The following is a 25,296-nucleotide window of genomic DNA, read 5'->3' as shown; positions in this document are numbered from 1 at the left end:
GCAGATGGAATGGCCATCTACCCCCAAGTTCAGTTATTAACCTTTGGTCTGCTGGAACAGCTGATCCAGTTTCTGCTCGAAATCGTGGTAGTTCAGGAAATCGTATAGCTCCATCCGGGTCTGCATGAGGTCAACCACATCTTTCTGATCGCCCTTCTCCAGAATGTTCTGGTAAACAGTCAGAGCGGCCTTGTTCATCGCCCGGAAAGCGCTGAGCGGATACAGCACCATATCGGCTCCGGCTTCAGCCAGTTCCTTACGGTTGTATAAAGGCGTAGCCCCAAATTCGGTGATATTTGCCAGGATGGGCACGTCGAGGGCTTCTGAGAAGGCCTTGTAGTGCTCAAGCTCAGTCACGGCCTCGGCGAAGATACCGTCGGCACCGGCCTCAATACAGGCCTTGGCGCGCTCGATAGCCGCTTCAAGCCCTTCTTTCTGGAACGCGTCTGTACGAGCCATAATAAAGAAGCTTTCATCCTGCCGGGCATCGACGGCAGCTTTGATACGGTCAACCATTTCTTCCTGGGACACAATCTCCTTGTTCGGGCGATGGCCACAGCGCTTCTGGGCAACCTGGTCCTCAATATGGACAGCTGCGGCACCGGCACGTTCCATCTCACGAATGGTGCGCGCAATGTTGAAGGCACCACCCCAACCGGTATCGATATCCACCAACAATGGCACGTCGGAGGCAGCCGTAATCCGGCGGACGTCTTCGATCACGTCGTTCAGGGACGTCATACCCAGATCCGGCAAACCATAGGAAGCGTTAGCCACTCCACCACCGGAAAGATAAATGGCCTGGTGCCCCACTTTCTCCGCCATCATTGCGGTGTAAGCGTTGATGGTGCCCACAATCTGCAGGGGCTGATTTTCTTTGAGCGCCTTGCTGAAGCGAGCGCCCGGGCTGAGTTTGTTGGACATGATGTTGGCCTCTCTGTGTTTTGATTCTGGTTTGCCGAATGCCCCTCAGGGAAAATTCGACCTACGGTTAGATCGTCAGTTCGCCTTGCTCGATCTTTTGTTCAATGTTCTGTCTTGCTGCATTGATATGGCGTTTCATCAGAAATTCGGCGAGTTCACCGTCGCGCTGGGCGATGGCTTCGACAATACGCCGGTGTTCTCCGAGGGCGCGCTGGGGACGACCGGTGGACGTGCTTAGCCGGTAACGGTACATGCGAACCATGTAGTAAAGGTCGCCCAGGAGCATCTGGGCAAGTTTGGTATTTCGGCTGCCAGTAGCGATTCGGTGGTGGAAGTCATAATCTCCCTCGGCCTGGTAATAGGCCTGGCCCTGAGCTTCGTCAATCATTCGCTCATGGGCATTGAGGGTGGCCTGCAGGTCGGCAATTTCCTGATCGGTCATGCGCTCCGCCGCCTGACGGGCCGCCAATCCTTCCATCACCTCGCGAATGCGGTACAGCTCCATCAATTCCGATGCACTGACCGACACCACCTTGACACCGGCGTGCGGGCGCCGCACCAGCAAACCACGGGACTCCAGTCGCCCCAGCGCTTCCCGGAGAGGTCCGCGGGTCAGATTGAACCGCGAGCACAGTTCCAGTTCGCCAATTTTTTCGCCCGGCGCCAATTCGCCTTTCACGATCGCCGTTTGCAGACAATCGAAAGCCTCATCGGCGCGGGTGTAGGTGGGAGAAGTAAGCTCAGACATAGTTTGTCAACAAAACCGAGGTTATTTTGTGCAAATCTACGCCTAAGGGTAAATATTGTCAACAATACTGGAGAGGTCGACCTCTTGAATTGTTTACAACGGACTGCCCCAATCAATAGAGTTCGCGCTCATCAACCGGTGGCGGGGTGTACTGATAAAGCCAGGTCTCCGTCAACGGTTCGCCATGAAGCCTGAGGTACACGCGAATATTGATGGGTTCAACTGAATCTCCGGGGACAAGATCAAACATCGCACGGTAACCGCCGATTGCAGACAATGGCCGCGCGGAGGTAATCTCAACGTCCCCCCTGCTCACACTGATTACCGGCTCCACCTCAGCATCCTGACCCAGCATTTCCAGGGCACCGCCAGCGAAATCGACTGCAAAGCGCCAGGAAAAGTACGTCCGTTTTTGGCCAACAACGCCCCCCAGGCCGGTACGGGTTGCCTGAACCGTTGCTAATTCATAGGGTTGCACGGGCGCTGCCTCTCCCCAGTGCAGTCGGTAACTGAAGAGGTACTCCCGGCCCGGCAGTAAGGGCGAGTCCGGGTGCCAGAAAGCGACGATATTATCGAAGGTTTCGTCAACAGTCGGGATTTCTACCAGATCAACACTGCCCGCGCCCCATTCACCGATGGGCTCCACCCAAACACTCGGTCGACGGTCGTAAAAGACCCCATCGTCCTGGTAATGGTCGAAATCTCTGTCTCTTTGCAGTAACCCGAAGCCTGAAGGATTGTGGTCACGGTAGCTGTTGAACCTTAGAGTGACAGGGTTCACCAAGGGCCGCCATAACCACTCGCCATTACCGGTACGCATCGCAAGCCCATCAGAATCGTGTATCTCCGGCCGCCAGTCGTAGTCCATACGCCGGCTGTTTTCTCCCACCTGGTACATACTGGTCAACGGCGCAATACCAGCTCGGGTGATCTCTGTCCTTGGGTAAAGCGCAACATCCACATCCATTACCATGTTGCGTCCGGGATCGAGCACAAACGCATAGGCACCCGTAGTACTTGGGGAATCAAGCAGCGCCCAGACGTTCAAACGCCCGCTCTCCGGCTCAGGTTGTTCAAGCCAGAATTCGGTAAAACGGGGAAACTCCTCTTCCTTATTCATGCCGGTATCGATCGCCAGCCCTCTGGACGACACCCCGTATTGCATCTCTGAACCTACCGCCCGGAAATAACTCGCCCCCAGAAAGGCCGCCAGATCGAGCGCAAAATTGTTGTGGTAATGCACCCGAAACCCGGCATAGCCCATGTCTTCCGGCAGGTCTCCCAACGGCTGCTCCCCTTCATACCGGAACAATCCCTGCTGGTAAGCAAGTTCGGTGGCTTCTCCATCAACGACTTCGTGGATTTTCACCGGTTGCTGGAAGTAGAGGCCAAGGTGGAAGAGCTGGATCTGGAACGCGCTGTCGGTATCACGCCAAAGCGCCTGATCAGCGCGAAAACCGATCGCCTGGTAATCATCCCACGACAGCGTTTTGAGCGTTTCGGGCAACTCACCTTCATGAGATACATAAGCCTGACTTGCCCTCTCCCGTGCCAGGCCTTTTAACCAACCGTAACTGAAAGAACGGGGCTTGCTGCCAGAAATGGGCTGAACTCCGGCGCCGTGAACCAGAGAGGTTAAAGGCAATAGCCCGGCCCCCATCAATCCCGCCATCGCCTTTACCAGTGACCGTCTATCCATCATTACCCGTTCTCCTGTAACTGGAAATTCGTTGTTACCCGGAAGGCGATTCAAGGCCCTTTCGACTCACGCATTGCCCCCAATAACTGCTGTCAGGCGCTCGCCAGGCGGCTTTGTGGAGATCGCAGAGGGATTGCCTGTCCCGAGCGAGGCCACTTAGCTCCCGGGGCGTCAGGCCTTCCGGCCCGAACTTCACGCAACGGGAAACCGCTGACTCAAGTTGCTGCCTTCGTGGACCTCTGCGGTGATTTCTCGCGAGCGCTTTGTGTAAGCGATTCAGGTCTGGATTGAGGACAGCCTGTTCAAATGGGCTAAGCACTGATTCGGGCGCCGACTCAAGGCGAAATCTCTTGGCATCGTCCAACAGTGGCATAGGAGGTTCCTGTTCCTCGGGTATTTGCAACAATCCCTGAGCCCGAAGGAAACCACCCGGCCCTGTCCGGCTCAGATAAACGGCAGTCGGCGCAGCCAGCAACAACGGAATAGCCACGGGTAGCGACCAGAGGAAAAAGAGCGTATCCAGGCTCCAGGCAAATGCCGACCAGGACCCGGCCAGAAGCATTCCCGGCAACTGTGTTATCAGTGCTTCGCGCCAGGTAGTCTCTTCCGTCCGGTTCTGGCCAGCCCACGACAGCGACAGATTAAGCAGTGCAGACACAACAAATCGACTGTGCGCCCACATCCTTACCGGCGCCAGCAATATCGAGATAACAATTTCCAGAAACACGCTGGAACAAAGCCGGAAGAACCCCCCGTATTCCCGTGTATACCGATGCAGGAGTGCATCAATGATCGCCAGAAACTTGGGCAGGAACAGCAGAGCAAACGTGCTGACCGCCAGCACCAACGCCCAACCGGGCCGCCATACCGGCCAGAGCGGAAACGGACCCTGGTGGCCTTCTGGAAAGTACTCGATAGGCGCGAGAGTCATACTGGCTGCTTCTAACGTTGTCAGGACAAGAAAGCCAAGCCAGAGAGGCGAGGCCAGGTACGCCATCACCCCGTTAAAAAAGGCCATACGATGGGCAAAGCGGAGTCCCGGCTCACGCAGCATCACCCAGAGGTGCTGCAGGTTACCCTTGGCCCAGCGATTATCTCGTGCCAGTTCATCCGCCAGCGTGGGTGGCGATTCCTCAAAGCTGTTCCCAAGCCCCGTTTCCAGCCACACTTCATAATCGGCCCTTCCCATATAGGCAGCCTCGACAAAATCGTGGCTCATGATGGGACCACCGAAAATCCCGAATCCACCGAGCTTGGGCAAACCACAGTGCTTCATGAATGGCTCGGTACGGAGAATGGCATTGTGCCCCCAGAATGCCGCGTCGCCCATTTGAATCGCTGCAAGGCCGGTAGCAAACAAGGTTGAATAAAATCGATTGGCAAATTGCTGGATGCGGGCGAACAGCGACTGAGCATTAATAATGGTTGGATTGGTTTGCAGAATACCCACCGCAGGCTCGCGCTCCATCAGACGGACCATGCGCAATACAGTGTCACCACCCAAAAGACTATCCGCATCAAGCACAACCATGTACTTGAACCGACGCCCCCACCGGCGGAGAAAATCCGCTACATTACCGCTTTTGTAGTTCAGGTTTACCGGGCGTCGACGGTAGAACAGACGACCTTCAGCCCCCAGCTCCCGGACCAGCGAATGCCACACTTCCTGCTCTTTCAGCCAGACGTCCGGATCCCGGCTGTCGGACAGAATATAAAACTCGAAATGCTCAATGTGGCCAGAGCGCTCGATATCCCGATATACCGCCTTCAGGCCACTAAGAGTCCACTGCACCGGCTCATGATAGATTGGCAGTAAAATGGCGGTCTTGGCCAGCGGCGTCTGGGCCAGCGACTCGTCTGTGTGACGACGCAGTAACGCGTGACGGTCGCCTCCCGCAAGGCGAATCAAGAAACCAAAAACTGCCGTCCAGAAACCAACGGCAATCCAGGCATAGAGGATGGCAAACAATGCCGTCATACCAAGTTCGAGCAAGGTCCCGCCATGGTATGGCAGTACCCACAGCAGGCAATAACTGGCTACCGCTGTTTGCCCCAGCACAAAAAGCGCCAGCAGACTACGACGGAAAAAGGCAATACGCCTCCAGCGCTGCCCCCTGGAGGCGTTGACGCCTGACACATCATCCGCCATGGGATGGATATCCTATGCTACCGCGCAGCAAAGGTGGGGTAGGCGCCGGAAGTCTGTCTTCAGACAACGTAAAGTAGTCAGTTAGCCGATCCATTGCCCGACAAAGCCACAGGGTCTCGCTGAGCTCCTCAGCGTCGTCACCCTCGCCTACCTCCGCCAGAACATCATCCATCAATCTCAACAGGTTACGGCAATGAGGCTGGGTCATCTCAATACCGGCCTCCGCCAGATAGCTGCACAGACGAACGAATACCCGCTGAAAAACAGGATCTGTCATAGGCACCTCCTTTCACCGTCATCATCACTCAGAGTTAGACCGCAGATCTGTCATCGGTTCTAGCGAGTAAGTCCAGGTTTCGGTCAGAGGCTGATCATCAAGGCTGAGAAATCCTCGCACCGCTAGCGGTTCATTCGCCGCTGGCTTCGCCAGGATGGAAAGCCTCCAGACATCACTGGCATCAACGTATTCCACAAAATGCTCCATCACCTCGACACCTTTACCACCGGTGACCTGGCTGACGACCGGATCCTCCGCCCCCAGAGCCCTTAGCTTGTCACCCTGGAAATCCACAATGAGACGATAGGCTCCCGGCTCATCACCGCCGCCCGTGCGATTGCCATCGCCGAGGAAGGTGTTAACCGCTTGTCCAGACGGATGGCGGGTTATCTCCGGCCCGCCAAACGTCAGATCATATGCAAAGCGCCGACTCTCTCCGCCCTTTACTTCCTGGTCCGGCTTCCAGAACGCAGCGATGTTGTCATTGGTTTCGGCACCAGAGGGAATTTCAACAAGCACCACCGAGCCAGCACCCCAGGCCTCCGCTGGCTCAACCCAGGCACTGGGCCTCAGATCGTATCTGGCCTCACTGTCTTCGAACTTGTGAAAAGCCTGATCCCTTTGTATTAACCCGAACCCGTTTAGCTTATCCACCTCATGGAAACTCAATTGGAGCTGGGATGGATTCACCAGCGGTCTCCAGAGCCATTCTCCGGATTGGCCATCATGAACCAGCAAACCATCAGAATCATGAACCTGGGGTCGCCACTCCCCTTCCGGGCGTACGGTATTTTCGCCGTAATAGAACATCGAAGTGAGCGGAGCCAATCCAAGTTGCTGTATGTCGTCCCGGAAGAACAGTTCCGAAGTAACACGCACCTGAGTGTTTTCCCCCGGCTGGATCACGAACCGGTAGGCGCCGGTCAAACTCGGCCCATCGAGAAGCCCGTAAACCACCATGCTTTTGCTATCAGCAGCCGGCCTTTCCAGCCAGATCTCTGTAAAGGTGGGGAACTCTTCGCCTGATGGCAGGCCAGTATCAACCGCGATACCACGCCCGGAAAGCCCGAATTGCTGCCCTTTGCCAACCGCCCGGAAATAGCTGGCGCCGCCGAAAACCATGAACTGATTCTGAGCATCGTCGCCATCCAGCGGAAACGTGAGTTTAATGCCCGCATAACCCAGGTCAGCCGGAATCCGTTTTTCGAGTTCGGGGTTCGGGTAATCGAAATCTGTCTTATCGAATGCAACCGGCTTTACACCCGAGCCGTCGATCTCGTGGAGTTTTACCGGGTGCGCATAAAAATTTCCCTGGGGGATCATCATCACCTGAAATGGTGACTGTCCCGAATGCCAAAGACTTTCTTCGGGCTTGAAGCGGATGGACTGATACGCAGGATAATCCAGGTTCCGAAGAAAGTCTGGCGCCTGCGATGGCGACTGATAGCTCTCTCTGGAAAGTGCTTCTGCCTTCTCAATCACCTCTTCAAAGTCGAAGGCGCTCGCCAGAGAAGGAAGTCCAAACAGACAACACACCATCAGACAAGTTGTTTGCAGTCCTGAATCTCTCATGCAGAAAATCCCTTGCTTGCGGTTACATGAATGTAGCACCTGAGGCAGGCCCGGCCTCAAGTGACATCTTCGTAACGGCTTCGAAAGGATTTACCCGGAAACTACCCGGATGTTTCAGGAATCGCTCTTGCGAACGGAGTCAGATACCCAATGTCATGGAGAAGGACACATCCGGTCGCGCAGGGCGCTGCATCGCATCACCCGAAAGATCCAGAATCTGACCGACACTCATGTTGGCGAGAAATCGTCGCCCTTGAAGGGTCAGGGATATTTCACCGGTGCTTGCGCCAAACCCGCCATTATCAGCGGCGGACGTAGACGCCCACCCCCTGAGCACCGATACCATGACATACGAATTCACCGCCCTGGTGAAAGGAATGCTGTACCCGGGGCTTCGGGCATTCATACGAACCCATCCACCCTCTGAGACATACAGGGACTGGCCGTTGAACCCCCTCATCATCGAGGGCCCGGCTATTTGCAGGTACTCTGCAGCAGCAAGATCTTCCGGAGCCAATTGATAGCGGCCATCGAGCCCCAGATCCCAGCGATAAAACGTGCGACTGAGTGACGCCCCCAACGCGATCTTGTGAAACCCCGTCTCCTCAGAAGAATCTACCGACGTGCTGACGGATTCGATAGTTTCCCATCCGCCCAAAGCCGTGATTGAAGAACCAGCCCGGAACCCGCCGGCCAGCTCCCGCTTCCCGGAATACCGCAACCCGAAACTGGAGAATTGATGTGTGGCATCCGAAACCCAGACCGATTCCTCATAGGTGTGGGTTTTGCCATTGGAATGACGGAAGACGCTATCCACTTCAAAGCCCTGCCACGACCAAAGGGCCCGACTTCCGGAGAGCGTCAATCCATGGTGTTCTCCACGAGCATCTAATTGCTGGCCTGCTTTGGTGGACACCCCCAGATACTCCGAGTCTTCGACAGCCATACGGACGTGAACGCCCGCAACAGGAAAAGAGTACCGGAAAGCGAGCGACTCGGATTCACCGCCATTCCTTTGAGAGACTGAGTCCTCGAAGTCCAGCGAAATATCATGACTGGACAGAATCATGTTATTGCCCGACATTGTCAGTCTGCCGTCAACGGCGCCGGCACTATGGTTGGACGCACCGGAAAACTGCAGGTTTGATGCGAGATAACCGGCAACCGACTTAAGCAGGTTTCCGGGATAGAGGCTCCAGCCAGAGGGGTTCACTGGCAGTTTTTCTGCCAATGAAAATGCGCCGGCAGGCGCGCACCAAAGTAGTGCCAACAAACAGTAAACTCGCAAAGAAACGCCTCAACCAGTCGGGATCCGGATTACCTGACACTTTAAAAAATTTTAAGGCGGCACACCATAATTTATTGTCAAAATTTACAATTTTAATGTTACGTTAAAACAATAGGTTATATGGACAAATGAAAGCTACACATGAATAAACAAGCTAGCTATGAAAGGAAGCCAAAAGACACCCACAATTACAAATCCGGACAGCCCCCTGCATTTGTCTCAATAACTTGGGTAAACTCGGCACACTTTGTGAAAGGTACAGTCGTAACACGCTGACGTAACGGCGTCAGGCAGTCCACAGGCCGTGAAACCAAATATCAAAGGACGAAAGATATGATCAGAAAATGCCTGTTTCCCGTAGCCGGCTACGGCACTCGATTTCTACCCGCTACCAAGGCCATGCCCAAAGAAATTCTTCCGGTAGTGAACAAACCCCTGGTTCAGTACGGCGTAGAAGAAGCCGCAGAAGCCGGCATTCACGAGTTTGGCTTCGTGACCGGTCGGGGTAAGCGAGCAATTGAGGATCATTTCGACATCAGCTATGAACTTGAACACCAGATTGCCGGCTCGGGCAAGGAAGACTTGCTGGCATCAATCAGGGATCTTATACACCACAACAGCTTTGCCTTTACCCGGCAGAACGAAATGAAGGGATTGGGTCATGCCATCCTGACCGGTCGTAATCTTGTGGGTGACAACCCTTTCGCCGTGGTGTTGGCCGACGACTTTTGCATGGGCCCCGAAGGTGATGATGGCGTTCTGGCGCAAATGGTAAAGCTCTACAACCAGTTCCGCTGCTCCATTGTTGCTATTGAAGAAGTGCCGGCCGATGAAACCCACAAATATGGTGTGATTGCCGGTGAATCCATGAAGGACGGTCTCTTCAGGATTACAGATATGGTAGAGAAACCGGCGCCGGAAGATGCACCAAGCAACCTGGCCATTATTGGCCGCTACATTCTCACCCCGGATATTTTCGACATCATCGAACGCACCCCCGCAGGCAAGAACGGTGAAGTACAGATTACCGATGCCTTGCTGGAACAGGCAAAGAATGGCTGCGTGCTGGCCTACCAGTTCAAGGGTCGCCGGTTCGACTGTGGCAGCATAGATGGTTTTGTTGAGGCCACCAATTACGTTTACGAGAATATCTACAAGAAAGGCGATTAACGAGCCTCGGGCAGATTCAGCTGCCCAGGATCTGAAGGATCATTCGCCGGTTTTCCGTGCTTGTTCTGCGGAACCGGCGAAGCAATTCCGCCTCTTCCACGGTCAGCTGCACCTTTTCAAGCGCTTCCTCCAGCTTATCCAGCGACACCAGAAGTTCGTCACTTTTATCCAGGGCAATACCGGGCAACTCAAGCTGACCGTGATCTTCTGGCGTTTCTGGCTCCCAGTGCTGAATGGGTTGCACATGCTGCATGGCCATTTACCTCGTCATTCAAACCGGGACTTGTCCCGAAAATGCCCTGCGAAGTGATTCAATCAGGAAATGTAACGTATATATAGCTTTGCACACAATCTGCCTATACTGAAGGAGTCTTAAAAGCTCCTCGGCGACAACCGAACAGGCTACTTATGGCGGCAAGAAACCTGGATATTGAATCGGCATGGGAACTGGTGCTTAGTGCAGTAGACCGCAGCCACGTGACACTGCCATTGCCGGGCTCCCATCACGAAGCGATAAAACTCAATGGTCACGGAGCCTGGAGCCTGATGCAGCCAGCCACTGGCGAGGCGAAAGATCTGCTTTCGGTATTTCTTCCCCTGTGTCGGCCAGTGACAGATGATGGCAGCTCCAAAGTGATTGGCCAGCTGGGCCAAAGCCTGGACGGGCGAATTGCGACCGTTACCGGCCGCTCCCGCTTCATTAATGGCAAGGACGGCATCACCCACCTTCATCGGATACGCGCAGTATCTGATGCCGTTGTTGTGGGTGCCAGCACCGCCTCAACGGACAACCCCCGTCTTACGGTGCGTCGCGCCAGCGGCCCCAACCCGGTGCGAGTCGTCATTGACCGTCACCGACGCGTTCCGGACGGTCATCACCTGTTTACCGATGGTGAGGCCCCGACCCTCCGACTGGTCGCAGGCAACTATAGGAAAGAGGATCACCTGTCCATCGGTTCGGGTGTTACCGAAGTCCCCTGCCTCGGGGACTCTGACGCCGGGGAGGCAGTGAATCCGGAATTGATTCTTCGGGTCCTGTCGGATTTCGGATTAAGAAAGATATTTGTGGAAGGTGGCGGTGTCACCGTCTCAACGTTTCTCAAAGCAGGTCTGCTGGACCGGCTTCACGTGATGGTTGCCCCCATGATAATCGGCAGCGGCCGCCCCGCATTCTCGCTTCCGGAAATCGATTTTCTGGACGATGCCCTTCGGCCCCGAGCCCAGTTAATCAACCTCGGCAGTGACATGCTGTTCGACCTGGACTTTTCTCCTGAGGCCTAGTCCTGCCGCAAAAGCAGGGCGTAGTGGCCGCAGGCGAATCACGCCAGAATTCCCTGCGCTCACGCGCATTCAGGCTTGCTCACAAACAACAAAACGGCCCCTGGCAGACTGGAAACCAGCACCAGAGCGCCATATCCCACACTGAGCGCTACCCCCTGCTCCGCCGGTAAACCGATCAGTGGCCAAAACACCGCCGCGGCACCCTCCCGGATACCCCAGCCGGCAACTGTCAGAGGTATGACCATGCTCAGAAGGAGAATACTGCTCAAACCAGCGATGGTTACCACAGATTCCACGTTATCAAGATAGCCTGCGCCCCAGGCAAGGCAGAGAAACACGCATAGATAGCTCGCCAAGACCAGTAGTGAAGAGCCAAGCTGAACCGGCAATACCGATCGGTTCAACAGTGCCAGAGACACATCTCGCCGGAGGCACTGCAGATAACCCGCCCTTCCACCCCTGACGACGAGCAGGAGTGCGACGACAAAAGAAACGACAGCCGCAACGATCCAAAGACCATTCCCCCAGACGCCCGTTTCAAGACGGCCGGAACCGAGAAACCAGCCAAAAGCCGTGACGACAACCAGAGCCAGTACCAACTGCCCCGACAGTCGCTCGATGGCCACCCCATGGAGGGCAGCCACACCCTTTCCAACAACACCTCCATGTCGCCAGGCCCGATTGACATCACCAAGGACGCCGCCAGGCAATACCTGGTTCAGGAAGATGGCCAGATAGTACTCACGGAATGCCAGGCCATAGGCCAGCGGTAATCCGAGGCATTTCACTGTAAAACACCAGCGCCAGGCAGAAAGCGCCACCTGCATCACCGTGAGCAGTATAGCGGGTACCAGAATTACCAAAGGGAAATCAGCCAGTTCGCTCCAGAGTGTATTGGCATCGACGGAGTGGATGACATAGCCAAGGAACAGTACCGAAAACAGCCATCGGAAGCCCAACCGTACCCGTTTACGCTGATGTTCTGTCAAGGCAAGGCTCCGGGGGGCAGAGCGAGAAGATCCAGATGCCGTACCATAATGGTCAGCTGGCCAGCCAATAGCTGTCTACTCCGCGTGTCCAGCCAGCGGGTTAATTGGTGTCGATTTCCGGGAGACTGCTCGATGGCGGCGTCGACCCAGCCCCGCATGAGCATTCGCGCCAACACCTGATCGCCTTCGCTCAATATCCAGGGGGATTCCGCCAGCTCAACCCGGTACCCCTCTGCAGTTAGCAGTTTCTTCAGAACACCGGGAGCATCGGGGCCGAGGGCCGCACCCGTCCCTTTGTCGCCATGCTGATGCTGGTTAACAAGATCCTGAACAAGGTCATCATCGGAATGGCCCGGAGATACCTCAAACTGCCCGGCATAACTCAGGGCAATGAGCATCGCCGAGCGCCTGCGAACTGCCGCCTGACTGAGTGCGCTCAGCCAGGGCTCGGAAACAAGATCAATAAGTGCAGACGCCGTTATCAGGGCAATCTCAGGCGGCAGAAGTTGCTCCATATTCCCCGTCGTTAACTGAACCGCGCAGGTTTCAAAGGGAACGTCCAGACGAGCTACACCAAGTCTGGCCTCGCGCAGCAATACAGCATCCTGATCCAGTGCCAGCCAGGTTTGTGGTACTTGCAACACAGGCACCAGATACCTGGCGTTCGAACCCCGACCGGCCCCCATGTCCACAATGAGCATCGGACAGCGGTTTACAGGCAATTGAGCATCGTAACGCTCAACCAACCACTGGTTCAGCTGCTCATTCAGTCGTCTGGCCCGCGCCCGATGATCTGGCCCCTCCCGGGCCGCCAGCCATTCGCTTGCAAATTCTGATGGCTGATGCAGGTCGCAAGGAGATCCAGTGAAGTTTCGAAGCGCCTCATTGACGTCCCTGGCGGTGTCGCCCCAGGACCGAACCCGTCTGGCTTCTTTCGTTGCAAGCCTGACTGCATGGGCAAGACGGCCAGGATGTTCCAGCCAGCTTTTGATACGAGATTCGAGGGCCCTGGCATCGCCGGCACAGTACTGAACGACCCCCGGCCGGGCAGACGTTTTTGCAAGAGCCCCGCCATCGGAGGAAATGATAGGTAATCCTTCAGCCAAAGCCTCGTCGATTACCATGCCATAGCCCTCGTACAGTGAGGGCAATACGAAGAAATCAGCCGTCCGGTAGAGATCTGCAAGCCCGGCTTCATCCACTTCTCCGACCAGTTTAATGCGATCCTCCAAACCAGCCCTGGAAATCGACCGGCGTACTTTCTGACTGTAACCGGGGTCTCGACAGTCAGAGCCTGCCAGAGTGCATTGCCACGGCAGGTCTTTCAGACTCTCCAATGCCGCCACCAATTGGTGCTGGGCCTTTCTTGGTGACAGATGAGCGACACACAGAATATGCAGGCGCCGAGTTTCAGATTGCTGACTCCGGGCTTGCGAGACAAAGGCCCTGGTCACACCCGGTTCAGCAACCCGACACGCCTCTGCCGGCACGTCGTAATCCGCCAACCGGGCGGCCGTATATTGACTGGTAGTGATAACCCCCCTCACGAATCTGAGCGCCTGCTTTTCAGACTCGAAAAACCACTGCCGATCGGTTTCACTTATCCCGGTCTCATCAGCAAGTGGATGATGTATCAGGGCGATCAGATTCAGGCGCGGTGCGTGTTTTTCCAGGATGTCCGGGAGACCACTCATAGCCAGGCCGTCCAGCACTACCGTAGTGCCCTCGGACATGCAGGCAAGTTCCTGATCCATGGAATCCCGGGCGAGCCGGTCCGGACGCGGAAACTGCCCCGGCAAACCACCCACTCGGGCCTTAATGGCTTCTTCGTTCAGAGCCGAAACCAACTGCCTCACATAACGATATCCGCCCGTGTTCTGTTCCGGATCACCCGGAACCAGAAATTCAACAAAACCCGTTGTGTCAGATTCCGCCATGGTAGCTGGCCCAGGCGATGTGGGATTCCGAGAGCGTAACTTTCAAGGCAACAATGCCCTTTCCTGTCTCACCTAACCGGCCCCCGTGAATGGCATCTGCCATCCGATCGAAAACCAGCCTGGCCATGAATTCTGTGGTGGTATTGCGACCTCGTAATTCCGGTAGCTCATCCAGATTCTGCATGTTGAACTCGGAGAGTACGTTCTTGAGAAGATCGGAAGCCAGACCGATATCAACGACCAGGTCGTCCTTATCCAACTCGCGACGCTCAAAAGTCACATCTACCACGTAAGTGGCACCGTGGATCTTCTGTGCAGGACCAAAGATCTCTCCGTTAAAGCTATGGGCAATCATCATGTGATCCCGGACCGTCAGACCGAACATAATTTCTCCTTTAACAACAAATTTGGGTAATTAATAAACCACGCGATGGCAGAGCGTTTCCCGGCCATCAATCAAAATTCGCGCCATGGACGTCGGTAGCTCGTCAAAGCGGCATTCCCCGGTAATCAAGGCGTCCAGAACATCGTCCTGAAGCAAATCCAGAGCCAGAGAAAGGCGTTTGGCGTAATCCCACCTGGGGACTCGGGACGGGACAATCTGGCCCACCTGGCTCGATTTCAGTGTCAGGCGCCGTGGGTGGAATGCGGCACCCAGGGGGGCGGATACCAGCTGGTCGCCGTACCAGCTCATTTCAACGATGGTTGCTTCCTGCCCCGCCAGTTTCAGCGCTGTCTCCAGACCTGAAGGGTGACCACTGGCATGAATTACCAGATCATGATCGTCGACGCAGGAGCCGGTGCTGAATGTCAAACCCAGCTGCTCGGCAATAGCCTGCCTTTCTCTATTCGTGTCGATCGCAGTAACGCGAGTTCCCGGGATGCGACTGGCCAGCCACGCGACAAGCAGGCCAACCACGCCGAGCCCAACCACTGCAATACGGTCGCCAACCGCCGGTGCACCATCCCAGAGGCCATTAATGGCAGTTTCCATATTGGCTGCAAGAATCGCACGCCTGGGGGGCAGAGCGTCCGGCAGGGGCGTCGCCGCCAACACCGGGACCCGGTATCGCGTCTGGTGAGGGTAAAGGCAAAACACGTTTTGCCCGACAAGGTCGACGGGCCCCTCCACAACCCGGCCTACGTTGGCGTAGCCATACTTCACTGGCCATGGAAACTCACCCGCCTGAAACGGTGCCCTCATCGCGGAATACTCACTCCTGGGCACGCGGCCATGAAAAACCAGAGACTCGGTGCCCCGGCTTATGCCTGAATAAAGGGCCTGAACCGTAATCCACTCCCCGCTCGTTTCTCCGCCGGACTCCACCAGCGGCGTCTCATGAATCTCACCCTTACCGGCGCCGGTTATCCACCATGCAAGGGCCGATGTGTGGGTGTTGAGATCGTCGGAATCGCGTTGCAAAGGTAGCTCCTTTCCTGACAGTGGTCTCAATGGCATGTTTCATTACCCATCCCGGGCTGAATCTTCAGGTCTGAACACGGTCAATGCTCGTAAGCACAGGTAGACATATCAACTATAGTCAGTCTATCGCGCATCCGAAGTGCTCGATGCCTGAAGACCTATACGCTGGAGTTCGGTGATGGATTTTAACGGCCAGTCAGTTCCACACAGAGTTTCACTACCGGTGGATCTCGCCTGGGGCTTCGGACTTGTCATCCTGTTCAGCCTGGCGGCGGGCTGGGTGGCCCACCCACCATTTGCTTTCTATTTGCTTGCAGCAGCGCTCTACCTCGGCATTGGTGGCCTCGTTTTCCGGGCCTGGCCAGAACACCGGGATTTCGGCCCGGCCAATCGGACGACCCTTTTACGAGGCACTCTGGTCATTGTGCTGACTGCTCTGGCCCCATTTGCCGGAAACCTCACGGACAGTCTCTGGCTTTATGCCTGGATGTGCTTGCTCGCATTGATCCTTGATGGTGTGGATGGAAAAGTCGCAAGAGTGACCAGATCCGGGAGCCATTTCGGTGCCCGCTTCGACATGGAGCTGGACGCTCTGTTTATTCTTGGACTCAGTGTCGCTGTTTTGGCCATTGGCAAAGCCGGTCCATGGGTCCTGGGCCTGGGCCTCACCCGCTATGCCTTTGTGATTTCCAGCTGCTTCATGAATTGGCTAAATGCACCGCTTCCGGACAGTTTCAGGCGAAAGACTGTCTGCGTCTGGCAGATCGTCACGCTGATGGTGGCAATCCTGCCACCGATCAATCCACTGTTTGCCAGTGCCACCCTTGCAACCGCTCTTGCGTTGCTTGTGTGGTCATTTTTCCTGGATATTCGATGGCTTTATGAGAGGAGACATCCCCATGATGTTCAGTAAGCTGAAATCCTTCGTCCGCTCTGTCATTGCCCTGACGACTGCGCTCGCCATGAGCCCGCCAGCCCTCGCAGAACCGGAGAACTACACCGTCGACGACGAACACTTTTCGATGTTTTTCGAAATCATGCACATTGGCTATGCCCCGGTGATGGGTCTGTTCCGGGAAGTTGAAGGAGAGTTCGTTTACGACGACGAGACCAGAGAGCTCAAGTCCGGCAAACTGGTATTTCAAAGTGATAGCGTGTTTACCAATCACAAAGAGCGCGACGAACATGTTCGCAATGAGGATTTCCTCGACAGCAAACAGTATCCGGAAATCATTTTCACAATTACCGGATTTGAGACCACCGGAGAGAGTACAGGCAAAGTTACAGGGAATCTGACGCTACTTGGGCAGACCCGACCTGTGGTGCTGGATGTGACACTTAACAAAGCTGACGCATACCCCTTCGGCCACGAGGAATACACACTTGGTATCAGTGCTTCCACCACGCTAAAACGCAGTGAATGGGGCATGACTTACGGCATCGATCAGGCAATGGTTGGCGATGACGTTACACTGCATTTCGGCTTCGAAGCCATTCAGAAATCCGGTTGGTTCTGATAGGCGGGCAATTGGAATGTGACCCGCTACACAACATTGAAACATTCCGTTACACAATGAAGCCGATTTTTTGGGGGTCGGGTTAAATACCGTTATCTTTAACGGAACAATAATAAATCAGGGATCTGCCGTATGTCCGGCAAGACTTTTTTATTGCTGACACTTGTAACCGTCGGTGTGGTTGGCACGGGGTATCTACTATCTGCAGACAATCACACCGGTTTCAGTTGGTTCACCGAACGGACCGACTCAAGTCGACCTGTGTCCGTTCAGAACCTGAGGCCAGACACGCCACCGTCAGATGCCCCCGTACAGCAACCCGAGACACCACCGGACAACGCCTTGGGATTTATGCTGGCCAGCGTCGCACATCAGTACGCAGAGACAACCCGTTATCCTCCGTGGTCTGTGCCGCTGAGCGCACAGCAGGCCAATGCCTACGGCGGCAATAACTACCAGCCGGTCAGCTTGCCGCTGGAAGGGAACGGACACTTCACGGTTACTCTTGAGAAGTATCGTTTTACAAAAGGCGAAAAGATCCTTGTCGCTGCGGCCATCCAGGGTTCTCAAGTTGTTGACCGCTCTCTTTCTGCAACACTGGAGAAACCCGACAGCAGGGATTCCGTCGACAGTACCAAGCTTGAAGAATCCGGATCGCCCGGTTACTTCGAGGGCCTGCTCTCAGCTGACGAATCGCCGGGAGAATACCGCCTGATCGTCGAAGCCCGGATTGATGGCAAACCCGTGCGCCATGCTTCAACGTTAACCATTGAACCCTATCTGGGCGAATTCGACGGACTGGGTGATACCCGTATCAGCAACAACAACCTGGTTATCCCCGTCCGGTTCTCTCCAGAGACCTCTGGCTTTTATGCACTTTCCGCCCAGTTATACATTGGGCAGAATCCGGTCGCCCAGTTGCAAATGGACAAAGAGCTGAACAGCACTTCCGACACCATCAATCTGAAGGCTCACGGAACTGTATTGGCGAACCACGTGGTGGACGGCCAATTACAGCTGAAGAACCTGCAGATCCGTCAGCTCCCCGACAAACCCGGTGACCGGACAAACTACGCCTTCGGGCCAGACGAGGGCTACGCATTTACACCGCCGGATCTCGACAGTCTCAGCGATACACCGGCGGTGAACCCCGAATCGGAACAACGGGCGGCCCTGCTTCGGCAGCTTGCCGACAAGTTCTGATGGCAGAGCTTAAGCCCTGCACCGGCTGACGCCGGGCTGTACCGCCAACAATGGCGGAAAAACGTCTTGTGACAACAACAATTCAGCAAAGACGGAGCAACTATGAATCCAACCAAGATCGGACGTGCCCACAAGACCGCCATGGCGGTCGTCATTACCGGCAGTTTGTTTGCCGGCACCGCTCAGGCCCAGCTTGCAGGGCATAATGTAATCCTGGTGCACGGTTTCCAGCAGGAAGACCTGGCCAACCCTCCAGCTAACCTCCAGGACGTGAAAAACGCCGGAGAGGAATACTGGCGTACTTTCTGGCTATCCCGCGCCGAAGCCCGGATTGACTGGGGCAGTGACGGACGAGTTGAGGGAGACATCGCCCAACAGGCTTATGAACAGATGCGGGACATCAGCCAGCAGGGCCTTTGCGATGACTATTGCATTATCGTGTCCCACTCAACCGGTGATCTGGTGACCCGCTATCTCCTGGAGAACCAGGCTCGATGGCTTCAATCTGAGGGACTTCAACCCCTTAATGTACTGGCGGTTCTTGATTACGCCGGTGCCGGCGGAGGTACTGAGCTGGCCAACCTTGCCCTGAGTATTGCCTATAATGACAGCTGGTATAACTGGCCTCTGAGAGCGGCTGTGGAAGCCTTTACCGGCATTGAGCCAGAACCCGGTAAGCTCGGGGTGGTCAACGATCTGCAAACCAACGCAGCCCGTAACCTGGCGGTAAGCCCGAACTCCATCCCAAGGCTGCGCTTCGTGGCCGGTGGCTCATCCTACGGAGGAATCACCAAACCTTTCATTTCAGGAACAGATGATGGCGTGGTGCCGACCCATTCGGCCTGCGGCGCAACATCGGCTTCCGGTATTGACTCCTGCTCCTCCAGCATAAGCCTGGCAGGCAAGGTAACGAGCCAGAATGGCCCATCCGCTCTTTACTACAACCACTATCCAGTGCTGATGAATGAAAACGTGACTCACAGCGGTGTACTCGGTTCCGAGACGGGCAACATCTCTGTGCCAGTGGTAAACAATACTACCCTGGGTGGTTTACAAGTTGATTTTGCCAGCCGCACCTATAACAAGCGCGCGTGGTGGCAGTGGTGGGGTTCAGGTGATCAATACATCGAAGTCCCCGGATCAGCCCAGACTGATATGTCTAACCTGGTCTATACCACCCTGAACAACTGACGAACGCTCGATAGTGGAAATACAAGGCTCAGGGAAGAGCCACTTTTCCGCTCGGTAGTTCTACCCATCTTTCCTTTTTAGTTCGCAAACTATACATTGGTCCGCTTTGCTCCTTGATTCACCCACGACCGGCAAGCGAAACCCCGATGTCTGATAGTCATAAATCCGATCTTCTACTGGTTGTCGTCACTCTTTTCGCAGCCATCAGCTGGATGTTTTCCAAAGAAGCCATTCTGCTGATGCCTCCACTGATGTTCATGGCTGCCCGCTTCCTTATTGCCGGAGTTCTGCTCGCGTGCTTCGCTCATCGCTCCTTTATGGCCCTGAGCGTGGATCAGGTTCGTCGCAGCCTGGGGGTGGGTCTGGTGTTCGGCACTGCCATGACCTTCTGGGTGATGGGTCTGGTTCACGGTACAAGTCTGGGTGAAGGCGCTTTTCTGACCAGTCTCGGAGTTGTGATTGTTCCGATCATTGCCCGACTGGTCTTCCATGAAGCACAACCACCCAGCACCTGGCTGGCAATCCCCATAGCCGTTGCCGGACTTGCTCTGCTGTCTCTGGAAAACGGATTTCGCCTGGAAGCGGGTCAGCTATTCTTCGTCCTGGCGGCGACAATCTTTGCTCTCTATTTCAACCTCAATACCCGTACAGCCAACCAGAGAACCGTGATTAATCGTCAAGGCAAAACCATTGAAAAACATCGGGTTCCTGCCCTGCCCCTGACCGCCATAGCGTTGCTTACCGTGGGCGCACTGACATTGATCGAATCCCTGGTACTGGAGAGCTGGAAACCTACCTTGAATAACCTGTCTCCCCTTCTCATCTGGTGGGTTGTTGCCAGTGCGGTCATCGGCACCGCAGGCCGCTTCCTGCTGCAGACCTTCGCCCAGAGCCTGTCTGCAAACAGCCATGGCGTCGTTATTCTTGTACTGGAACCGGTGTGGGTAGCCTTGTTCGCTGCTGGCTGGTTTGGAGAAACCATGAGCAGTATGCAACTGGCTGGCTGCGGCCTGATTTTCGCAGCACTGATCGTTAACCGCTGGACAGTGCTGAGTAAAGTTATCAAGGAAAAACTTAGAAGCCGGAAAACCGCATAAAAGAGGTTGACCAGCATCGGCGGAATCAGTATATTTCGTCCCCGTTGCAGGACACAGGACCATAGCTCAGTTGGTTAGAGCGCTACCTTGACATGGTAGAGGTCCCCAGTTCGAATCTGGGTGGTCCTACCACTTTTCAATAAGTTAAGCGGAATCTGCAACCCTCTTCTCAAAATTTTCGCAAAATTTTCTCAATATTTTATTCTATACAGTGCCTGAAACAGCGTACTTTATAACCTCAAAAAACTCTCTGAATCCACAAAGATCCTTGCCGCTCAATAACGCTTAAACCATCTCACTTGATCTCAGGTTTTCGTCCCGGCTTTGCGATTGATCAACAGCGTGTCGGTCAGGGCAATCCCCCTCGACAAACCAAAGCACTTAAAAGCAGAGTTTTCCGATCAGATTTCCGGAGCGATAAAGTCCGGGACTATGCCCGATGCGTCCAGACAGGCGTTCACATCCAGGCCCTTAAGCGCACCATGAGCAGTTACGAGCATTGTGCTTATGCCTGAATTGCCCCCGCCGAGGATGTCCGTGTGCAGGGTATCCCCCACCATGAGCAATCTGCTGCTGGGTATATGAGCCAGCCGGTTTTTTGCCGCATCGAACGCATTACTGAAGGGTTTTCCGAAGAACACTGCATCGAGGCCGATGCTGTCTATCAGTCGGTGAGCGTAATGTCCCGGCTCCAGAGACAGGCCAGTCTCCCGCGGCGCTACCAGATCAGGGTTTGCCACCCAGACAGGTCGAGGTCGGCGATTCAGGCTGTCGACCATGCCTTGCTGTTGCTCTTCGGTCCATCCCTGAGCGCTTAACATCAATATGGCATCGGCGTTATCGAGTCTTTCACGATCGGCTTTTACCGTGAGGTCGGCAATGATGAAACTGCGACAAGGCAGTTGGTCTGTGTGCGCCGATACTGGCGCCATAACAGCCCATGTGCGCTCCGGTTCGGATGCCAGAGCATCGGTCACCAGCATGCGACTGGAAATCAATTGGTTTGGTGTAATTGAAAAACCGAGTTTTCGGTATTTCTGCACCAGCTCCTGATGGGGAGCCGAGGCGGCATTGGATAGCACCAGACAGTGCTTGCCCATCGATTGCAGAGCGTGAAGCCGCGCGACGGCCGTCGGCAAGGCAATGTTGCCTGCATTGAGAACACCAAAGGCATCAAAGATAAAACCGTCGAAGCGATCGGCAACAGCCGCCAGCGATGGCACCCGCTGTGGCGTAACCGTTGTTGAAACCCGCTCTGGAAGCCGCGAGCGAATGCGTTGGTACGCCTCAAAGGCCCAGAGCGCTGAAGGTGTCATCGACTATTCCTGCTGTCGGTAGTGTCGTTTTAGAGCACGGCGCGCCGAACTTTCGCCGATACCCACTCGGAAACGACCACCGTCGCCAGTATCACGAGGAAAATCACCGTTACCTGGTTCCAGGCCAATGTGCTCAAGGACGATTGGAGTTGCAGGCCCAGGCCACCGGCACCAACCAAACCGAGAATGGTGGATTCACGTATGTTGATGTCCCAGCGGAACACTGAAATACCCCAGAACGCCGGCAGGATCTGCGGAATGATCGCGTAATCAATCACCTGGGCCTCGGAGGCACCTGTTGACCGCACGGCTTCCACCTGACTCTCATCGATCTCTTCAATGGCCTCGTACAGCAGCTTGGCGACGAAGCCAATGGAACGCAGGCCTATTGCGACAATGCCGGCTAAAAGCCCCGGGCCGATGATTGCGACTAGCAGCAGCGCCCATATAAGCGAGTTTATCGAGCGTGAAGTTACGATGACCAGCAGGGCAACCGGACGCACAAACCGGCGACTCGGGGTTGTGTTGCCTGCAGCCAGAAAGGCCACGGGTATCGCGATGATCACACCGATTAAGGTGCCAAGGGTTGCAATGTTCAATGTATCCCACAGCGGCTGCCAAAGTTGATTCAGGTAACCCCAGCGCGGCGGAAGCATGCGTCCACCGATATCCGATGCCTGTCGGGGTGCGTCCGCAACAAAGGCCCAGATGGTATCTTCGGTCATCAGGGTCCAGCAGAACACTGACAGTGCCACCAGCCAGAACCAGCCGACCCAACGCAGCATGTGTTGTTTTGAGGTGCGGAACTGCCAGATTGGTGTGTCTGCTCTGGTCGTCATTGTACCCACCGTCGGATATAGGATGAGGAGTATTCCACCACCAGTACAATGGCGATGATGATGATCAGAACGGCACCAGCCGAATCGTACTCGTAGCGATCAATGGCCGTATTCAAAGTGGCACCTACACCCCCGGCACCGACGATACCGATGACCGATGACTCCCGGAAGTTGATGTCCAGCCGATACAGAGATAGGCCGATCAGTCGCGGCATCACCTGAGGCTGAACCGCATAGTTAACGACTTGCCACCAGCCCGCGCCAGTCGCGCGAATGGCTTCTATCTGCGCGCTGTCACAGTCTTCGATGTCTTCCGCCAGCAGCTTGGAAAGAAACCCGATAGAGGCAAACGTCAGTGTAAGGAACCCGGCAAAGGGGCCGAATCCGAACATGGCCACCAGCAGTATCGCGATGATGATTTCCTGAAAGGAGCGCGACACCGTAATGATGCCCCGGCAGAGCATATATACCGGCGCCGGGGCCAGATTGCGGGCGGCACCAATGCCGATCGGCACCGAGACCAATACACCGGCCACGGTGGAGGTCAGAGTCATAGTCAGGCTTTCGATCAACCCGGCCTGGATATCCCGCCAGCGGGAGCTGAAATCCGGCGTCAGAAACCCTTGAATGAACCTCCAGCCGCGCTCAAGACCTTCATAAACACGAAACCAGTCGACCTCCACGGAGCTGATTGCCAGAATCAGATAGACCGAACTGCCTAGCAGAATGGTCCAGCGCCAACGGGGGTCTTTCAGCAGTACCGGAGGCCGCTTCCAGGTCCTCGACGAAGTGACTTCACTGGTCATGATCTCTCCAGCACTTTGGCGTTGCTGAAAAGGGCTTCGTCATCCTGTGACTCATTGTTTTGTTGCACCTGGCCCCAGTCCTCGGCGCCGTAGATACGAGTCAGCACGTCATGGGTCAAGGCTGACGGTGGGCCGTCAAATACCACCTCGCCAGCCTGTAATCCAATGATCCGGTCAGCAAAGTTTTGGGCCAGCACCACATCGTGAATATTGATAATGGCGGGCAGGTTCATTTCCCGGCAGACGCTCTGAATCAGGCGCATGATCTGACGCGAGGTTTTCGGGTCGAGCGACGCAGTGGGTTCGTCGGCCAGCAACAGTTCCGGGTTTTGCTCCAATGCACGGGCAATACCCACACGTTGGCGCTGACCACCGGAGAGTTCATCTGCCCGCTTGTTGTAGTGATCACCCAGCCCGACCCGCTCGAGCAAGCTGAAGGCCTGGTCTATGTCGGTCTTCGGGTACCGGCGCAGGAATGAGCGCCAGCCGGAGACATAACCCAGCCGCCCAGACAGCACGTTCTCCATCACTGTAAGGCGCTCCACCAACGCATATTCCTGAAAAATCATACCGATACGCCGACGAGCCTGGCGCAAAGCCCGGCCGCTGAGTTTCGTCAGCTCTGTTTCGCCGAGGTAAATCCTGCCGGAGCTGGGTTCAACCAGACGGTTGATACAACGGATCAGGCTAGACTTGCCCGCGCCAGAGGGGCCTATCAGGCCGACAACCTGACCCGCAGGCACCGAGAAACTGACATTGGTCAGTGCCTGGTCGCCGGTTTTATAGGTTTTTGATAAGGCTTCGAGTTCAAGCACAGTTTGTTGCCATGTTTGATAATGATAAGTCAGCGGGCTGACCACATCTCGCAACATGGTCAATCCGCTGACGATGGTTTGCGCTCTGAGCCTTTAGCGGCAGTTGTAAACTACACCGTTGGCATCATCGATCTTACGAATGACTTCCCAGTGTTCCTGGAAAGTAATGGGGATGAACTGAGCTTCACCTGATTTGGAGAACTCCTCTTCCAGAGACGTGCCTTCCCAATCGAAGGAGAAAAACGCCTGCTGGATCTTGTCTTGCAGTTCCGGCGTCAGGTTGTGCGCCACGCCATACCCGGTGGTGGGGAAGGTCTGGGACTTGTACAGAGACACGATCTGATCTTCGCTGACAACGTCCCGATTCAGCATCCGGGACATAACAGAGTTTGCGACAGCAGCGGCGTCATAGTCTTTGTTGGCGACGCCAAGGACGGAGTTGTCGTGTTTGCCGGAAAACACCGGGGTGAAATCCCTGTTTGGCAGAAGATCATAGTCGGCTTTCAGGATGGCAGACGGCGCTTTGAAGCCTGAGTTGGAGGTTTCGGAGGTAAAAGCCAGTTCACGGCCTTTCAGTCCCTCAACGTCGGTAATTCCGGAGTCGGGATGGGTGATGATTTCCATCTCGTAGCCGAATGAGCCGTCAGCGGAAGCCATAATGGTGAAAGGACGGAATCCGCCACAGGCGACGGCAATCGGGTTGGAACCGGTATTGAAGCCGGCAATATGGAGGCGGCCGGCACGCATTGCTTCGATTTGCGCAGCGTTGGACTGAACCGGGAAAAACTGAACTTTTTTGCCGGTTTGCTCTGACAGGTGGTCGAGAAAGTCGGACCATGCCTCAGCATACACCGAGGGGTCTTCCACAGGAGTATAAGCAAAAATCAGAGTAGAAGGGTCGACCTGCTCAGACTTGGGAGGAATGTCCGCAATCAAGTCACCGTCCTGATCACTGTATCGGGAGTCCAGCTTGAATGCGCCCTGTGCGAGCATAGGTGTCATCAGGGCTGCGCAGGTTAAGGTCATCAGCTTTTTCATAATTGTATCCTTCGATT

The 25,296-nt window shown here is 55.3% G+C and carries 24 protein-coding genes and 1 tRNA gene; 8 read left to right on the top strand and 17 right to left on the bottom strand.

Features of this window, described 5'->3' with window-relative positions:
• Window positions 1-36: 36 nt before the first annotated feature.
• The 7 genes from prpB to KO499_RS17355 all read right to left on the bottom strand — a co-directional run bounded on the left by prpB (window position 37) and on the right by KO499_RS17355 (window position 8,600).
• The gene (prpB, locus tag KO499_RS17385) at window positions 37-927 is read right to left on the bottom strand and encodes a methylisocitrate lyase (RefSeq protein ID WP_416240402.1); all 891 of its coding nucleotides are present in this window, start codon (window positions 925-927) and stop codon (window positions 37-39) included.
• 64 nt (window positions 928-991) lie between these two features.
• Window positions 992-1,672 carry a GntR family transcriptional regulator gene (locus KO499_RS17380; RefSeq protein ID WP_215985016.1) on the bottom strand — a complete coding sequence of 227 codons (681 nt, stop codon included), beginning with the start codon at window positions 1,670-1,672 and terminating at the stop codon, window positions 992-994.
• Between the two features lie 112 nt (window positions 1,673-1,784).
• Complete coding sequence (locus KO499_RS17375) at window positions 1,785-3,371, bottom strand: glucan biosynthesis protein (protein ID WP_215985441.1); 1,587 nt, start codon at window positions 3,369-3,371, stop codon at window positions 1,785-1,787.
• A gap of 34 nt (window positions 3,372-3,405) precedes the next feature.
• Complete coding sequence (gene mdoH, locus KO499_RS17370) at window positions 3,406-5,520, bottom strand: glucans biosynthesis glucosyltransferase MdoH (protein ID WP_215985015.1); 2,115 nt, start codon at window positions 5,518-5,520, stop codon at window positions 3,406-3,408.
• Complete coding sequence (locus tag KO499_RS17365) at window positions 5,510-5,797, bottom strand: hypothetical protein (protein ID WP_215985014.1); 288 nt, start codon at window positions 5,795-5,797, stop codon at window positions 5,510-5,512. The genes mdoH and KO499_RS17365 overlap by 11 nt, the downstream gene beginning before the upstream one ends.
• Before the next feature lie 24 nt (window positions 5,798-5,821).
• Complete coding sequence (locus KO499_RS17360; RefSeq protein WP_228340028.1) at window positions 5,822-7,369, bottom strand: glucan biosynthesis protein G; 1,548 nt, start codon at window positions 7,367-7,369, stop codon at window positions 5,822-5,824.
• A 139-nt stretch (window positions 7,370-7,508) separates the two neighbouring features.
• A complete protein-coding gene (locus tag KO499_RS17355; RefSeq protein WP_215985013.1) occupies window positions 7,509-8,600 on the bottom strand; it encodes a ShlB/FhaC/HecB family hemolysin secretion/activation protein in 1,092 nt (363 codons plus the stop codon).
• A 390-nt stretch (window positions 8,601-8,990) separates the two neighbouring features.
• Here KO499_RS17355 and galU point away from each other — a divergent pair, with 390 nt between their 5' ends.
• On the top strand, window positions 8,991-9,827 hold the full coding sequence (galU, locus tag KO499_RS17350) for a UTP--glucose-1-phosphate uridylyltransferase GalU (RefSeq protein WP_215985012.1): 837 nt from the start codon (window positions 8,991-8,993) through the stop codon (window positions 9,825-9,827).
• A gap of 16 nt (window positions 9,828-9,843) precedes the next feature.
• On the opposite strand, the gene KO499_RS17345 is transcribed toward galU, so the two are convergent.
• Complete coding sequence (locus tag KO499_RS17345) at window positions 9,844-10,080, bottom strand: hypothetical protein (RefSeq protein WP_228340027.1); 237 nt, start codon at window positions 10,078-10,080, stop codon at window positions 9,844-9,846.
• 155 nt (window positions 10,081-10,235) lie between these two features.
• On the opposite strand from KO499_RS17345, the gene KO499_RS17340 reads away from it, so the two are divergent.
• Complete coding sequence (locus KO499_RS17340) at window positions 10,236-11,108, top strand: RibD family protein (protein WP_215985010.1); 873 nt, start codon at window positions 10,236-10,238, stop codon at window positions 11,106-11,108.
• 59 nt (window positions 11,109-11,167) lie between these two features.
• Here the strand turns inward: KO499_RS17340 and KO499_RS17335 are convergent, their stop codons facing one another.
• The 4 genes from KO499_RS17335 to KO499_RS17320 are packed head-to-tail and all read right to left on the bottom strand — an operon-like array spanning window position 11,168 to window position 15,457.
• Window positions 11,168-12,097 (bottom strand): lysylphosphatidylglycerol synthase transmembrane domain-containing protein, encoded by a 930-nt coding sequence (locus KO499_RS17335; RefSeq protein WP_215985009.1) that lies wholly within the window; start codon window positions 12,095-12,097, stop codon window positions 11,168-11,170.
• Entirely contained in the window at window positions 12,094-14,034 is a 1,941-nt protein-coding gene (locus KO499_RS17330) for a glycosyltransferase family 4 protein (protein WP_215985008.1), read from the bottom strand. Before KO499_RS17330 ends, KO499_RS17335 begins: the two co-directional genes overlap by 4 nt.
• Window positions 14,021-14,419: a 6-pyruvoyl trahydropterin synthase family protein gene (locus KO499_RS17325; protein WP_215985007.1), complete on the bottom strand. Its 399-nt coding sequence runs from the start codon at window positions 14,417-14,419 to the stop codon at window positions 14,021-14,023. The genes KO499_RS17330 and KO499_RS17325 overlap by 14 nt, the downstream gene beginning before the upstream one ends.
• A 30-nt stretch (window positions 14,420-14,449) precedes the next feature.
• Window positions 14,450-15,457, bottom strand: a complete 1,008-nt coding sequence (locus tag KO499_RS17320; RefSeq protein WP_215985006.1) for a zinc-dependent alcohol dehydrogenase — start codon at window positions 15,455-15,457, stop codon at window positions 14,450-14,452.
• A gap of 178 nt (window positions 15,458-15,635) precedes the next feature.
• Here KO499_RS17320 and KO499_RS17315 point away from each other — a divergent pair, with 178 nt between their 5' ends.
• From KO499_RS17315 to KO499_RS17290, 6 genes are all read left to right on the top strand, one after another.
• Window positions 15,636-16,370 carry a CDP-alcohol phosphatidyltransferase family protein gene (locus KO499_RS17315; protein WP_215985005.1) on the top strand — a complete coding sequence of 245 codons (735 nt, stop codon included), beginning with the start codon at window positions 15,636-15,638 and terminating at the stop codon, window positions 16,368-16,370.
• A complete protein-coding gene (locus KO499_RS17310; RefSeq protein WP_215985004.1) occupies window positions 16,357-16,974 on the top strand; it encodes a YceI family protein in 618 nt (205 codons plus the stop codon). The genes KO499_RS17315 and KO499_RS17310 overlap by 14 nt, the downstream gene beginning before the upstream one ends.
• Window positions 16,975-17,106: 132 nt before the next feature.
• Complete coding sequence (locus KO499_RS17305; RefSeq protein ID WP_215985003.1) at window positions 17,107-18,177, top strand: hypothetical protein; 1,071 nt, start codon at window positions 17,107-17,109, stop codon at window positions 18,175-18,177.
• A 102-nt stretch (window positions 18,178-18,279) separates the two neighbouring features.
• Window positions 18,280-19,368 carry a hypothetical protein gene (locus tag KO499_RS17300; RefSeq protein WP_215985002.1) on the top strand — a complete coding sequence of 363 codons (1,089 nt, stop codon included), beginning with the start codon at window positions 18,280-18,282 and terminating at the stop codon, window positions 19,366-19,368.
• 146 nt (window positions 19,369-19,514) lie between these two features.
• Window positions 19,515-20,465: a DMT family transporter gene (locus KO499_RS17295; protein ID WP_215985001.1), complete on the top strand. Its 951-nt coding sequence runs from the start codon at window positions 19,515-19,517 to the stop codon at window positions 20,463-20,465.
• Window positions 20,466-20,520: 55 nt separating this feature from the next.
• Window positions 20,521-20,597, top strand: a tRNA-Val gene (locus tag KO499_RS17290).
• A 269-nt stretch (window positions 20,598-20,866) separates the two neighbouring features.
• Here KO499_RS17290 and KO499_RS17285 read toward each other — a convergent pair.
• From KO499_RS17285 to phnD, 5 genes are read right to left on the bottom strand one after another with little or no spacing between them, the layout of a single operon-like run.
• Window positions 20,867-21,781: a TIGR01459 family HAD-type hydrolase gene (locus tag KO499_RS17285; protein WP_215985000.1), complete on the bottom strand. Its 915-nt coding sequence runs from the start codon at window positions 21,779-21,781 to the stop codon at window positions 20,867-20,869.
• A 29-nt stretch (window positions 21,782-21,810) separates the two neighbouring features.
• Window positions 21,811-22,620 carry a phosphonate ABC transporter, permease protein PhnE gene (gene phnE, locus KO499_RS17280; RefSeq protein WP_215984999.1) on the bottom strand — a complete coding sequence of 270 codons (810 nt, stop codon included), beginning with the start codon at window positions 22,618-22,620 and terminating at the stop codon, window positions 21,811-21,813.
• On the bottom strand, window positions 22,617-23,426 hold the full coding sequence (gene phnE, locus KO499_RS17275; RefSeq protein ID WP_215984998.1) for a phosphonate ABC transporter, permease protein PhnE: 810 nt from the start codon (window positions 23,424-23,426) through the stop codon (window positions 22,617-22,619). Before phnE (KO499_RS17275) ends, phnE (KO499_RS17280) begins: the two co-directional genes overlap by 4 nt.
• The gene (gene phnC / locus KO499_RS17270) at window positions 23,423-24,298 is read right to left on the bottom strand and encodes a phosphonate ABC transporter ATP-binding protein (RefSeq protein WP_215984997.1); all 876 of its coding nucleotides are present in this window, start codon (window positions 24,296-24,298) and stop codon (window positions 23,423-23,425) included. Before phnC ends, phnE (KO499_RS17275) begins: the two co-directional genes overlap by 4 nt.
• A 36-nt stretch (window positions 24,299-24,334) precedes the next feature.
• Entirely contained in the window at window positions 24,335-25,279 is a 945-nt protein-coding gene (gene phnD / locus KO499_RS17265; RefSeq protein WP_215984996.1) for a phosphate/phosphite/phosphonate ABC transporter substrate-binding protein, read from the bottom strand.
• Window positions 25,280-25,296: the final 17 nt, after the last annotated feature.

The sequence above is a fragment of the Marinobacter sp. F3R08 genome, from assembly GCF_018860425.1.
Lineage (GTDB): Bacteria > Pseudomonadota > Gammaproteobacteria > Pseudomonadales > Oleiphilaceae > Marinobacter.
This window is presented reverse-complemented; position numbering and strand designations above follow the sequence as displayed.